The 13,551-nt window shown below is 48.5% G+C and carries 13 protein-coding genes; 5 read left to right on the forward strand and 8 right to left on the reverse strand.

What is annotated here, in order from left to right:
• Nucleotides 1–116: 116 nt before the first annotated feature.
• On the forward strand, nt 117–1,124 hold the full coding sequence (locus ACZ5DR_RS03960; protein WP_377366431.1) for an LLM class flavin-dependent oxidoreductase: 1,008 nt from the start codon (nt 117–119) through the stop codon (nt 1,122–1,124).
• Here ACZ5DR_RS03960 and ACZ5DR_RS03965 read toward each other — a convergent pair.
• Together ACZ5DR_RS03965 and ACZ5DR_RS03970 are read right to left on the reverse strand one after the other, a co-directional pair.
• Nucleotides 1,121–2,029, reverse strand: a complete 909-nt coding sequence (locus tag ACZ5DR_RS03965; protein WP_377366430.1) for an alpha/beta hydrolase — start codon at nt 2,027–2,029, stop codon at nt 1,121–1,123. The genes ACZ5DR_RS03960 and ACZ5DR_RS03965 overlap by 4 nt on opposite strands.
• Complete coding sequence (locus tag ACZ5DR_RS03970; RefSeq protein WP_377366429.1) at nt 2,016–3,053, reverse strand: helix-turn-helix transcriptional regulator; 1,038 nt, start codon at nt 3,051–3,053, stop codon at nt 2,016–2,018. Before ACZ5DR_RS03970 ends, ACZ5DR_RS03965 begins: the two co-directional genes overlap by 14 nt.
• 210 nt (nt 3,054–3,263) lie before the next feature.
• Here ACZ5DR_RS03970 and ACZ5DR_RS03975 point away from each other — a divergent pair, with 210 nt between their 5' ends.
• Nucleotides 3,264–5,381 (forward strand): TonB-dependent siderophore receptor, encoded by a 2,118-nt coding sequence (locus ACZ5DR_RS03975; protein WP_377366428.1) that lies wholly within the window; start codon nt 3,264–3,266, stop codon nt 5,379–5,381.
• A 52-nt stretch (nt 5,382–5,433) separates the two neighbouring features.
• Here the strand turns inward: ACZ5DR_RS03975 and ACZ5DR_RS03980 are convergent, their stop codons facing one another.
• On the reverse strand, nt 5,434–6,813 hold the full coding sequence (locus ACZ5DR_RS03980; RefSeq protein ID WP_377366427.1) for a sensor histidine kinase: 1,380 nt from the start codon (nt 6,811–6,813) through the stop codon (nt 5,434–5,436).
• A gap of 15 nt (nt 6,814–6,828) precedes the next feature.
• Nucleotides 6,829–8,385: an HD domain-containing phosphohydrolase gene (locus ACZ5DR_RS03985; protein ID WP_377366426.1), complete on the reverse strand. Its 1,557-nt coding sequence runs from the start codon at nt 8,383–8,385 to the stop codon at nt 6,829–6,831.
• A 324-nt stretch (nt 8,386–8,709) separates the two neighbouring features.
• Between ACZ5DR_RS03985 and ACZ5DR_RS03990 the strand changes: the two genes are divergently transcribed.
• The gene (locus tag ACZ5DR_RS03990; protein WP_377366425.1) at nt 8,710–9,744 is read left to right on the forward strand and encodes an MBL fold metallo-hydrolase; all 1,035 of its coding nucleotides are present in this window, start codon (nt 8,710–8,712) and stop codon (nt 9,742–9,744) included.
• A gap of 128 nt (nt 9,745–9,872) precedes the next feature.
• Nucleotides 9,873–10,421: a YaeQ family protein gene (locus ACZ5DR_RS03995; RefSeq protein ID WP_377366424.1), complete on the forward strand. Its 549-nt coding sequence runs from the start codon at nt 9,873–9,875 to the stop codon at nt 10,419–10,421.
• On the opposite strand, the gene ACZ5DR_RS04000 is transcribed toward ACZ5DR_RS03995, so the two are convergent.
• From ACZ5DR_RS04000 to ACZ5DR_RS04015, 4 genes are all read right to left on the reverse strand, one after another.
• Complete coding sequence (locus ACZ5DR_RS04000) at nt 10,415–10,732, reverse strand: hypothetical protein (protein WP_377366423.1); 318 nt, start codon at nt 10,730–10,732, stop codon at nt 10,415–10,417. The genes ACZ5DR_RS03995 and ACZ5DR_RS04000 overlap by 7 nt on opposite strands.
• Before the next feature lie 2 nt (nt 10,733–10,734).
• Nucleotides 10,735–11,157 carry a hypothetical protein gene (locus tag ACZ5DR_RS04005; protein WP_377366422.1) on the reverse strand — a complete coding sequence of 141 codons (423 nt, stop codon included), beginning with the start codon at nt 11,155–11,157 and terminating at the stop codon, nt 10,735–10,737.
• A gap of 26 nt (nt 11,158–11,183) precedes the next feature.
• A complete protein-coding gene (locus ACZ5DR_RS04010) occupies nt 11,184–11,486 on the reverse strand; it encodes a hypothetical protein (RefSeq protein ID WP_377366421.1) in 303 nt (100 codons plus the stop codon).
• 136 nt (nt 11,487–11,622) lie between these two features.
• Nucleotides 11,623–12,855 carry an NAD(P)/FAD-dependent oxidoreductase gene (locus ACZ5DR_RS04015; protein ID WP_377366420.1) on the reverse strand — a complete coding sequence of 411 codons (1,233 nt, stop codon included), beginning with the start codon at nt 12,853–12,855 and terminating at the stop codon, nt 11,623–11,625.
• Between the two features lie 231 nt (nt 12,856–13,086).
• Here ACZ5DR_RS04015 and ACZ5DR_RS04020 point away from each other — a divergent pair, with 231 nt between their 5' ends.
• Nucleotides 13,087–13,518 carry a DUF7282 domain-containing protein gene (locus ACZ5DR_RS04020; RefSeq protein WP_377366419.1) on the forward strand — a complete coding sequence of 144 codons (432 nt, stop codon included), beginning with the start codon at nt 13,087–13,089 and terminating at the stop codon, nt 13,516–13,518.
• Nucleotides 13,519–13,551: the final 33 nt, after the last annotated feature.

The following is a 13,551-nucleotide window of genomic DNA, read 5'->3' on the forward strand; positions in this document are numbered from 1 at the left end:
TATCCATTGGGGAGCAAGGACAAATAAGTCAAAATCAAGACAGTCAAAATTTGTGCCTTGCGATCCCCGCTACCTGCCCTCATGGTGACATCATATTGATGACACTGGAGAGGATTATGTCCATCCCATTTTCTATTCTTGATTTGGCACCCGTAGGGGAAGGCCAAACCATTTCAGACGCGATTGAAAACAGCAAAGCCGTGGCTCAAGCGGCAGAACAAAACGGCTACCAGCGAGTATGGCTTGCAGAACACCATGGCATGCGGGGGGTGGCCAGCGCCGCCACCGCTGTTTTATTAGCGGCTATTGGTCAAGCCACCAGCAAAATACGTATTGGCTCAGGGGGCATTATGCTACCCAACCACGCGCCATTGGTGATCGCAGAACAGTTCGGCACTTTGGCGGCCATGTTTCCTGATCGAGTTGATCTCGGGTTGGGGCGTGCGCCAGGCACCGACATGGCCACCGCCCGCGCTTTACGACGCACCTTAAGTGGTCATGTGGATACTTACCCGGACGATGTGGAAGAGTTGCAGGCATATCTAGCAGACAAAAATACGGTGAACCCATTGATTTCAGTACCGGGTCAAGGCACCAATGTCCCTATTTGGTTACTTGGTTCGAGCTTGTATTCGGCACAGTTGGCGGCCCATATGGGATTGCCATTTTCCTTTGCTTCCCACTTTGCACCAGACATGTTGTTGGAAGCCATTAGTGTTTATCGCGCCAACTTCCGCCCGTCTGCCCAGCTAGACAAACCTTATGTCTCCGCTGGGGTGATGGCATCTGTGGCAGAAGATCAGCGGGAAGCGGAGTACCTGTTTACCTCAGCGCAAATTAAGTTCTCTCACCTGCGCCGCAATGCCAACTTACCGTTTGCCAAGCCTGTGGAAGACTTGCAAAGCGCGGTGGCGGCGGCAGAAATGCCCATGATCAATCAAACCTTACGCTACGCGATGGTGGGGTCACCGGAAACAGTCGAGACCAAATTACAACAATTCATTGAGCAAACAGGTGTGGATGAGATGATTTTCTCCTTCCCTATCCACGATCCTGTGGCACGGGTCAAAGCCATTGAATTAACCGCCGGCATTGACTCAATCATGCAAAAACAAACCTATTAATTATGGGATTGTGCGTCCGCTGCGGGGAGCAATTCCCGCAGTGCGATGGCTAACGCTGGGATAGACACTGTGCCATGATCCATGGCCTCTAACACAAAGCGCTTACTGCGAACGCCTTGCTGCAATAGCCAATCATTGGCTACATTTGAATCCTGCAACATAAAGTCCTTTTCTTCTGCGCCAACAACCATCACCACTTGTTTGTCTGCAATCACAGAAGTCTCCACTTTTTGCCAAGGAGTTTTAAGGTAGCCTTCATTCCACCATAGGGATGGGCTTATGGCACCGTAGCCTGAAAAGGCATTGGGATGCTGTTGCAAGGCATAAAGGGTAAACAGTCCTCCTAGAGAATGTCCAAACAGGATCTGTTGTTCCGGATTAATGGGGTAACGCTCCGCCAGCCAAGGGCGCAAAGTGTGTGTCATGAATTGCAGCACATTCTCCGCGCCACCGTAACGAATGTCTTTATAACGAGCCATGTGTTTCAGCGGCACGGCGGGAGGCTCCGGGGTCGGTGGCGTCAGGTCGTACCAACGTCGTTGATAGTCGTAAGCCCCATCAATGGGATACCCCACAGCAACAATGATAGCGGGCTGTTTGGGACTTTTCAGGGCATGACTCAATTGGCGCGACAAGTCCACGGCGGTGGTAAAGAAGGCATTACCATCCATTAAATAGACCACCGGAAAGCCGGCGGCAGGCACTTCCCCTTCTGGCACAGAAATAAATAGACGATGATTAGGGTCGCCTTCCGCTAACGGCCAATCAAGATAAAAGCTATTGGGCACGCGGATCTCATCATGACTGCGCACTGGGCCAGCAAACACCTGACTCATTAATGTTCCTACTATGATAACAAAGACAATCGCTTTCCAAATCCAGCGACGGGTTTTACGACTTAACACATGGGACTCCTTCTGACGCTGAATAGCGTGTTAACAAGCTATTCAGAGAGCGCTGATGCACTTCTGTGGGAGGCACACCAAACTGTCGTTTGAAGGCGACGGTAAAATTATTTGGATGACTATAACCCGCAATATGAGCAGCCTCCATGATACTGGCCTCTCCTCGATGCAAGGCTTGGCAAGCTCGATTGAGACGCTGCTTGCGCAAATACTGTGTGAGGCTCATCCCTAGATGCTCTCGCGCATAGCGCTGCAAGGTAGCAGAACTCATCCCGAGATGGTTGCCGATCATATCTAAACTTAATGACCATGACGCTTCATCCGAAAGATACTGAACAAAACGCTGCACCTGGCGACTCACCGAACGCACAGGAGTCTGGTTAGCCTCTTCTATAGACGCTAACCACTCTCCGATTAACGCTATCCCAAAACCTTCACGCACCAAGCGCCCTTTGGGGCTGGTATCCTGTTGCTCGAGAAGCTTGCGAGCTTGTAACCATAAATGACGTGGCAATACCCAGTTTTGAATCGACAAATGTTCCTTTAGCCGTTGTAGCAAGTTCACATCACTGAATCCGTGGGAGGCAAACCACTCAGGTGTCACCGCCACATACAAGCCATAACGACGATCTCCGTCACGGATACTCATGCGGCATTTCTCATCACGGCTAATGGTCATTACCTTAGCTTGCTGAGAGTCTTTTTCTAAGGTTAAGGTTTGCTCGCCAAACTGAAAGCGCGTCTCTCCTTCAAAAAAGATGGTCACTTTTAAACACGCCGATACCTCTGCCTCCACAGTAAAGTCCTGCATTGCCAAAGCATCCACCAAATGCACCAACATGCCGCTAGCACTTTTTTCCGTTAGTACCGTTCCCCGTAGCACGGGATGGGAGCTACTAACGGACTGGGGCGTAGCAAAGCGTTTTGCTGGCACTCGAATACGATGATGCTCAAGATGTTGTGCTTGAGCAGCTAAGTCACTCGGCGCCACAAAGTGGTCTTGACTGGTAATTGGGGGAGCCATAATAAGTATCCTCGGAGCGTGAGTGTCAGCAAATCACTCACCTGTGTATAGCGATAACAATGGAATTGATGCTTAGTCATAGCTAGTTGAGCTATTTGCATAGGCATGAATGATTCCGCATGTGGAATAATGATCCCAACAAAACATAAATGCAAATCATTATCCTTTGCATTTGTAAATTTACGACTATTCCATCGTTGAGGAACCCCTATGCGTTCGCTGACCTTCCTAAGTGCCACCTTGTTAATTCCCTTTTCAATGACCGCCATTGCGGAAACTGTTACCACCTCTACCCGCCTACCTGCCTTATCAGTGGAAGGTAATGCGCTATATGGCATGGAATCATCTGAAGAAACGGAAGGTTATGGGGTTGAAGCCGCGACCATAGGTACTAAAGCTCCTGCGTCTTTAAGAGATATTCCACAGTCCATTACTGTGATCACCAATGACTATCTTGAAGATCGCGATCTAACACACCTTGATGATGTGGCAAAAGTCACTCCGGGGTTACGTACTTTGTCTAACGACAGCGGCCGCTCGTCCATTTATGCTCGAGGCTACGAATACGATGAATACAGCATCGATGGCCTGGCAGCGCCGATGCAGTCTATTAACGGCACTTTGCCTTCATTGTCTGCCTTCGACCGAGTAGAAATCATGCGTGGGCCTTCTGGTCTTTTTAATAGCTCTAGTGAACTGGGTGGCGTTATCAACCTAGTCCGCAAACGAGCGACTTACGAAGACCAAGCCAGCATTTCCGCGGGCGTAGGTAGCTGGGGACGTAATGAACTGGGCGCCGACGTGTCTGGCCCATTGAACGAAGACGGTACGGTACGCGGTCGAGTGGTACTGTCCCGTGAAGACATGCCTAACGAAGTGGATGGCAATGAAAACCTAGACCAAAGTGTCTACGCTACCCTGGAAATGGACCTAGATGAACGCACTGAATTGTCCCTTGGGCTCCTTCATCAGAAAAAAGACATCACCCCCGCTAACGGCTATCCAGCCTACAGTGACGGCACTTTAGCGGACTGGGATCCTTCCACCTTCCTTGGGGCAGACTGGAACGACTTTAACAACACCACGACCGATGTGTTCGCTGATTTGACCCGTGAATTCAGCAATGGTGGCTATGGGCGCTTTGCCCTACGTGCGTCTGACCGTGCCACAGATTACTACTATGCTTTCACTGGCTCGGCCCTAGGGAGCGATGGTTCAACGTCTTTAAACACCACTCAGCGTGACTTCGAGCAACAAACCCTTTCCATGGACGCGAGCTACAGCCAACCGTTTAGCACCTTTGATACGGTGAGTGAGTTTGTAGTGGGAACGGACTATAAGCATTACGACACTGACTACCTAAACGGCGCGACACGTAACTATGTCAGCAGTATCAATGTGAATACCTTTGATTCCTCATCTGTGGCTTACACAGCACCCACTTACTCTACCCGCGTGCAATCGGAAGAAAGCGAACTAGGTACCTACGGTAAACTAACCTTCCGCCCGGTCGAATCTTTAGCCTTGATCGCAGGGGGGCGCTTTAGCTGGTACGACCTAGAAAGCTCTGAGACGACCTTGTCTTCCGGTGCAGTCAGTCAATCTGAATACAGTGATGATGGTCGCTTCACAGCATACGGCGGTACTGTTTGGGATTTGGACGATCATCACTCTGTCTATGCCAGCTACTCTGAAGTGTTTAAACCACAAACGGATTTGGATGCCAATGGTGAAATGTTAGCTCCTCGAGAAGGCGAGCAATTTGAAGTGGGTATTAAAGGCAGCTACGACAATGGCCGTCTAAACAGCCGCGTGACCGTATTCCAACTAACGGATAGCAATCGTGCTGCATCGGTTACTGGCGAAAGCTATTCAGAAGCCACAGGTAAAGCCCGTGTAACCGGTGCTGAGCTGGAGCTTAGCGGACATTATGGTGCTATTGAGATGATTGCAGGGTACACCTACCAAGAAACAGAAAACCTAGCGGGCGATGAAAATACTCTGTTTATGTTGATGCCTGAGCACACCGTCAATCTATGGGGTAAATACACCTTACAAGGAGGAGCTCTGGTAGGTACTGAGCTGGGGCTTGGGGTAACAGCCATGAGCGATTTCTCTTTAACCCGTGGTAGTACCACTATCACAGCGCCTGAGTACGCGGTGGTTGATGCCAGCATCAGCAAAGACGTGACAGAGCACCTTAACCTTTCTCTTAACGTTAATAACTTGTTTGATGAAAAGTACTACTCTCGAGTGGGCAGTGTGGCGACCTTTAACTTCTATGGTCCAACACGTAACGTGATGGCTAAGGCAACTTACAACTTCTAAGCCAAAAAAGGGGGATCTCTGGAAAAGAGATCCCCCTTTACGTTTGCTCCAATCAATGGGTACCGTGATGCAGCATGGGCAGCTTAATTTGAAAATGCGCACCGCCGCTAGTGGCAGGCAGAACCTTGATCTCCCCACCTAATTTTTGCGTCACTAGGTTATAAGTGATGGACATCCCTAAACCTGACCCGCCATTTGCTCGGTTGGTGGTATAAAACGGCTCAAATACCCGACGGCAAATATCTTCATCCATCCCCACCCCATTATCACGGTAATCTACTACCACTTGTTCCCCCACCTGCATGGCACTGAGGTAGATATCATTTTCATCGTTAACAGAACGAAATCCGTGAATACAACTATTGCTGATAAGGTTCGTTAGCACCTGATCAATCGCCCCTGTGTAAGTCACCAAAGATAAATCTTCAGGTATGGTGGAAATGACCGTCGCGTTCTTTTGCTTATAGATGGGATTCAAACTGGTAATCAAGGAGTCTACGGTAGATTTGAGGTTCACAGACTCTACCACACTAGAACTTTGGTCCACTGCGGTTTTCTTAAAGTCAGACACCAACTTAGCCGCCCGCTCTAGGTTTGACGTTGCTATCTGATACGCACTGTCGAATTCACTCAAAAAGGTGATAAAGCCATTTTCATCCAAGGAACCCGTTTCATAGGCTTTACGCAGGGTGTGCACTTCCTCTTTGATATGACTTAACGAGGTGATCGAGACTCCAAGAGGTGTATTCACTTCATGGGCCACACCAGATACCAAACCACCTAAAGCCGCCATTTTTTCCGACTCAATCAAATGATCTTGAGTAGCTTTCAAAGTTTCTAAGGTTTGATTAAGGGTTTGGGTACGCTCTTCGACTTTACGCTCCAAGACAGCATTGGCATCACGCAGGGCATGTTCCAACTGCAGACGTTCATAGGCAGAAACAGCACGTCCATAAAGATCCGACAACACCCCAGAAAAGGTCGCTTCATCGTCTGTCCAATTGCGATCACGTTCTGTGCCTTCAGAGCAAATGATGCCCACCATTTTGCCTCGGTGGCGAATAGGCGTATCCAGCATAGAGCCGATACCGAGGGGATTCAGATAAGACTCAATGAACTCCGCCGTCACAGGATCGGTCAAAGCGTCATTCACACGAATCGCTCGCTCAGTATCTAAAGCACTGAAATAAGTAGGAAAGTCAGAGCGAGTAAGGACTATGTCTTCTACTTCAGTGTTGTTATGCACATCAATAAGTAAGCGACATACGATGGATTCTCCATCTTCTGCAAGCAACCAAATGCCTGTACGTTTCACCCCAAGGCCCGTGACAACGGAGTCGAGGATTAAGCGCGCCGCCCTATCCAAATCCCCTTCATCAATATAAGGGGACTGGGACACCTGCAATAAGATGTTTTCAAATTCGATATTCAAAATCTTCTCTCTTTATCAATCTGGAAGGGTGGCACGTAACGCCATGATTTGATCGAACTTTTCAATGGCGATATCACACAGGGTCGGGTCAAAATGACGACCGCGCTCTTCCTTAAGTAAATTGAGAATTTTTTCCTCTGACCAAGGCTCTTTGTAAGAGCGACGGGCAGCCAAGGCATCAATGACATCTGCCACGGCCATGATGCGCCCTTCAATGGGGATGTCTTCCCCAGACAAGCCCACTGGATAACCAGAACCGTCCCACTTTTCATGGTGGTACAAGGCAATGCTGGCACCCACTTGAGGCAAGGCTCGTTTTGAGTGACTCAGTAGCTCAAAGCCAACTTGAGCGTGAGTTTGCATGGTTTGCCACTCATCCGAATCCAACTTCGCAGGTTTATGAAGAATGTTTTCTGGAATGGCGATCTTACCAATGTCATGCATTGGGGTAGCATGCTTTATGAGCTGAACAAACTCTTCATCCAAACCGATTTCTCGAGCCAAAAACTCACTAAGTAAGGACACACGACGTACATGGGAGCCGGTTTCTTTACTGCGTTGTTCAATGGCTTCACCTAGGACAAACATGAGCTCTTGCTGGGTACGTTCGATTTCTTCTCGGCGGTTCAAGTTCTCAAAAATGATCGACACCTTGGTCAGCAACACATTCAGTAAGCGTTTCGTTATTTCTGGCAGTGGTGAGGCGAAGGTTACTTGGGTGACGCACTCACTTTGATTCCCCAGCGCGGTGTAACAGTAAGAGCTGTTATCCGTCATTAAATCTCGCCTAAACTGGAAAATATGGTCCATCATGGCGCGGGTTTCAGAATCAAAAAGCTCACTGTTTAAGTCTGTTTTTAACGTAAATTCACCTCTGTGCGCATGCATCAACAAATGCTCTTGATGCCCTAAGGCATTGCGAGCACGGTAGTGAATATTCAACCCCACCTCTTGATCTTGGGTAAGAGCGCGCACTTCTTTAAGTACTTGAACACTAAACTCTTCACTGTTGTTGGCTTGCAACACACGCGTGGTCGCACTGACTACGTCTTCAAGGCCTTTGCTACTTTGCTCAATGGCCTTAATATCGCGATAAGAGCGAATCGCCGCATAAATAGTGGTTTTAAGGCGAGTGGAATTTAGCTCGGTTTTGTTTTTGTAGTCATTGATATCGTAATCACGAATGACTTCTTCTTCTGGCGCTTGACCTGGCTGCCCCGTACGCAGCACAAGACGCGTAGTGGTATTTTTATTGCTCTCGCGAATCCACTTCACTAAATCCAAACCCGCATGATCGTCTTCCATCACCACATCCACTAACGCAATGGCAATGTCGTCATTATTTTCAAACAGCTCTCGGGCTTCTTTAGCAGAGTGAGCTTTGAGAAATTCAAGGGGGCGCTCGTCCACTTCCAAACGTTTCAACACCATTTCAGACACGGCGATCACATCGTCTTCGTCATCAATCAATGCCACTTTCCATGGCGGAACAGCGCTCTGCAGCTTACCCGCAATGGACTGGGCTGCGACACTGGAATTAGATGGACCTTTAGAGAAAAGCGGATTTTGCATGGTAGCGACCTATAAAAAGCGAACTAATTTATCCTTGTTGTGACTCTAACTTTGGTCAAAAAACAGTCTTTCTTCAATGTGGTTTCCGCGCATTTGCGTATCAAAAGGTTGCCAAGTGTTGCTAAATGCAAACACTCAAACCGCAATAGGTTTCACAGTTTAGTCACTTTTGCTACGGCATAGGCTGATTGCATTTCGTACAATCACCCTAAATATATAGCTCTTACCTGTATTACTTGCACCCTTTCTTGGACAGATAATTTTATGATGCGAATCATCGCTTACCTCGCGGCTGCCATTGGCGTACTCGCGTTTGGAGGATATATGCTCAACAATTCAATCAAGGCGGATACCTCCCATATGGAAGTCCCTCAGTCTAGTCATTTTGAAAATGGTCGATTTCACAACGTGCCTCCGGTCCCTCAGCGCAGCACCTCTGAAAACCTTGCCCTCTGGGTGCGTTTTTTCACAGAGAAAAAAGTCGATACGGTGCCCGAGTCCGCCATCCCTGTGGTAACTGTCACTCGAACACAACTGAATGCATTACCCAATGACGACCTCTTTGTCATTAAATTAGGCCACTCATCCGTGCTACTAAAAAACCATGGTGAATACTGGCTGTTTGATCCAGTATTTGGTGAACGGGCGTCGCCGTTTTCTTTTGCAGGGCCTAAGCGATTTCATAACCCGCCTATTCAGTTGGAGGACCTGCCTGAGATCGAACGGGTATTCATTTCCCATAACCACTACGATCATTTGGATAAGCCCAGCATCAAACTTTTAAAAGATAAAACCCAACATTTCTACGTGCCTCAGGGGGTAGAAGGGGATCTGCAAAAATGGGGTGTCGCAGAAAGCAAGATTCAGGTGTTTGATTGGTGGCAAGAAACAACATCTGGGCAACACACCATTCGCTTCACCCCGACCCAACATTTCTCTGGGCGAGCAATGGGGGATGGCAACCAAACACTTTGGGGCTCTTGGGCCATTACCTCCCATGGAAAATCTCTCTATTTCAGTGGTGACTCCGGCTACTTCAAAGGCTTCAAAGCCATTGGTGAGCGCTATGGGCCATTTGATTTGGCCATGATCGAGACAGGTGCCTACGATAAAGACTGGGCGCATATTCATATGACTCCGGAGCAAAGCGTTCAAGCACACCAAGATCTCAATGCCAAGGTCATGGTACCTATCCACAATGGCACCTTTGATTTGGCGTTCCACACTTGGAAAGACCCTCTAGATCGTGTGGCGGCTGCCGCAGAAGCGCAAAATGTGACCTTAAGCACTCCCATCTTTGGGGAAGTGTTTACCGTAAAAGACGTACAAACCAAGCGCTGGTGGCAGGGCATGCCCTAAACTTTTCGGATCTTATATTCACTCTTTGGCGTGCCCAAAAAGCACGCCAATCTTGATATAAAGACTACGCGCCCGTCGGAAAATGAGAGTACAATACGCGCCTTACTTTTCAGATAAGCAGCTCAAAAATGGCCATTAAAGCAACGATTTACAAAGCATCTCTACAAGTTTCAGACATGGATCGACACCATTACCAAAGCTATGATCTCACTCTGGCTTTACATCCTTCTGAAACCGAAGAGCGCATGATGGCGCGGTTAGCTGTGTTTGCTTTGTTAGCAGACGAAAAGGAAGGTGATGAGCAATTAGCGTTTAGCAAAGGCATCAGCACTGAAGACGAGCCGGATCTTTGGCAAAAAAACTTTTCGGATGAGATTTTAATGTGGGTAGAACTGGGACAACCAGACGAAAAACGCCTACGTAAAGCCTGTGGTCGTGCGCAAGATGTGGTGATTGTTAATTACAATGACAAATCGGACATTTGGTGGGAACAAAATAAAGGCAAAGTCAGCCGTTTTGATAACCTGCGCATCATGAAGTTTCCAGAAGTGGACATTCAAGCCCTTGAGCAGCTTTGTGCTCGTTCCATGCAGCTAAATGTGACGGTTCAAGACGGTGAAATGTGGGTTTCTAGCGACAAGGGTGAATGCGTTCTTCATCCAAGCTGGCGCTATTGATCTCCTTTAGACGGGTCCGTTGAATCATTGGCTGGGGACTGAGGTTGCATCTTGCTGGCAAAGTACTGGCTAATTATGCCAATCAGCTCCGACTGAGCACTTTTTAATAAGCTATTGCGAGCCTTGGTGGCGGCATCACACTGGGTAGTCATTCCTAAGCCAAAGCTCACCAACAAACCTTGAGCGCTCGAAAGCGTACTCAGCACTTGGGATTTCATGGCAATGCGTTGGTCACCAGCCTGATCCTCAAGTCTCAATGCTCGTTGATAAAGACGCTCCCGCTCTCGATACATGTGCTTTAAACCAAACATAATCAATCATCCTCGTCATCATCAGTGGGGATGGCTGCATCCAAAGTGCGGGTAAAATTCATGTGTTTAAGGGTGCGTTTAACCTGCCAGATCAACACTAGAATTCCCACAACCGTTAAGCCAATCGCCGATAAAAAGATGGCAATTAACGAAATACCACTTTGCCAAGCAAACACTGCTCCCGTCGCAATGATTAGCAACCAACAGGTCACCAACAAAAATACAACGCCACACATGAGTGCCAGCAGTTGAGCCCCAGACGCTACCCAAATCTTAGCCTCTAATGCCCCTAACCCGATCACGCTTTTTAACCAACGTTGGTGGGTATTGGATAGCTCGGCCACACTCACGTCGTCATCCTTGATCGACGTGTGATCTTCCGCTTGCCGGGAAGCAAAGGTTGGATCAGCGTGGGACGAATTCATTCGTTCTTCCATGAGTCATTTCTACCTTATTTTCGTTTGCACAGTAGGCTTGCTGCGACGGCACCCGCTAAAAATGCAAAACCAACTGTTTTCAGTGGATTCTCTTTAGCATAGTCACCCACTGCGGTGGAGACACGTTCGGACTGAGCTTTTGCTGTATCTGCAATGGCTTGGGCTTGCTCGCTGACTTGGCGGGCAATGGCTTCAGCACGCTCTTGACCATGCTCTGCGGCTTCTGCAGCGTTGTCCACACCCTTGTGAGCCGTATTTGCTGCCTTATCTACTGCGTCATGAGCTTTCGTCTGTGCATTGCTTTTTGAAGTTGCCATTTCCTGTACCTCCGTTTAATGAATTCGCTATTTAAGCTAGCGCCTATTCATACGATTAGAAACATTAGACCTCTAATCTTCTCTTTGTTTACAAGTTGGCAAAAAGCGTCCACACAATCAGGCTAACACCCTTTTATTAAAAACGATCGTCCGGAGACAAGCTGCTCAGTAAATCATTTTGTTCTCCAGCCATGACGTCCAATAACAGCTCAGCCGTTGTGGGGCCTTGGGTAAAGCCTTGATGACCATGCCCAAAATGAAACCACATGGTCGGATGTCGAGGTGCTTGCCCCACCACTGGTAACATATCTGGCATACATGGACGGGTACCAAACCATTGAGGCTCTTGCACTTTTTGACCTAGCGCTAACATATCACTGAGGGCTTTTGTGCCGCGCTCTAACTGCACCGGGTTGGCTTTTGCATCCATTTTTACCAGCGCTGCGCCGGTCGTTACGCGAATGCCTTTAGTCATTGACGATGCCAACACGCCATTCTCCACATCCAGAAACGGTCGAGTGAGAGCCATAGGTGCATCATAGTGGCCGTGATAGCCGCGCTTATAAACCATCGGAATGAAATAACCAAAGCGCTGTAAGAATGCTGGCGCCCAAGGCCCCAGAGCCACAACGATCTGTTCCGCCGTCAGCAGACCTTCCGCCGTATTAGCTTGCCAACCATGAGCGGCTTGGGTCACCTGAGCCCCATCACATTGGATGATTCGCCCACCACGGGATTGAAATAACTTCCCATAAGCTTGGGTCAAAGCACCGGGATCACTACAACTCCAGCTTTGTAGCCAATGCACCGCACCGGTCGGAGTTTTAAGCAACGCGGGCTCTTCTTTACGGTAGTCTTCACCAGACAAGGTGCGTGAGGTAACGCCATATTCTCGATCTAAGCGTTGTGCCCGGGTGGCCGCTTCATCAAAACTCTGTTGATCTCGGTACAGCATCACCAGACCCTCCCGGCGGATCAAGTGCTCACTGTTAGAGGCTTCAATCAAGGGTTGATGATCCGCGGTAGCGCGCGCGGCTAACTGTGAGTAGGACGCGGAAATCCGTTGATAAGGTTTGTCGGCGGACAACTTTAAATAGCGCCACAGGGCCGGAGCCATTTTTAAGGTGGCACCAAGGGACCACACCACATCGTTGGACAGTCCCACCCCGTATTTGAATAGAGTGCCAATATCCCGAGGTAAGGCATAGGGTTCTGCGGCCTCTGTCTGAATGATACCGGCGTTCCCGTAGCTTGTTTCAAGACCAGGGGAAGTACGATCCAGCACCACCACATCATGTCCCTTTGCCTGCAGTGCTAAAGCGGTAGAGATGCCAACCATCCCTGCACCCAACACAAAAAACTCTGCCATACAGCCTCCATAAAACCGTTTGCCCTATGGCTATTGTTAGACGCTTTTACCTGTCGGTGCAACCAAGTTATGACGCAAAAAACACTCTTTTTAACCGCCCTAGTGATAAGAGGTCAAAACTTTTTAAAGGAGTAGTGAAACTTTTTTGAAAAGCCACCGTGTATAAGAAAACTAACTACAAGAACGTTAGTGTTTTAGTAAACAGAGAACTGTCATTACAGGAAGGTAATTATGAACACTACAACATTGAAAACCGTTAAAAATACCGCACTCTCTTTGGCTTTAGTGGGCGCAGCGTCATTCGCCAGTGCTGCTCACCATGGCATGTCCGTTAAAGGCATGGACCAAGATGTTTCCGGTGGCACAGTCACTGCTAGCATGATCAGCGCCGAAGCCAATGGCTGGCTCGTGGTACATCGCACCGATGCCAACATGAAACCTGGCCCAGTTGTGGGGTATGCCCCTCTAAAAGCGGGCAAAAACAAAGACGTGACTGCGATTCTACAGGAGCCTGTGAAATCCGGCGAAATGCTAATGCTGATGCTTCATGGGGAAGAAGGCGGCATGAAAACAGGCGTTTTTGAATACACCCTTGGGGCAAAAGAAGATGGCCCTGTACGTAAAGATGGCAAGCTGGTGATGGATGTCATTAGCGCCAAATAAGTTCGACCTGCGTTTCGATAGACTAGGCATGCT

The sequence above is a fragment of the Marinomonas vaga genome, from assembly GCF_055388305.1.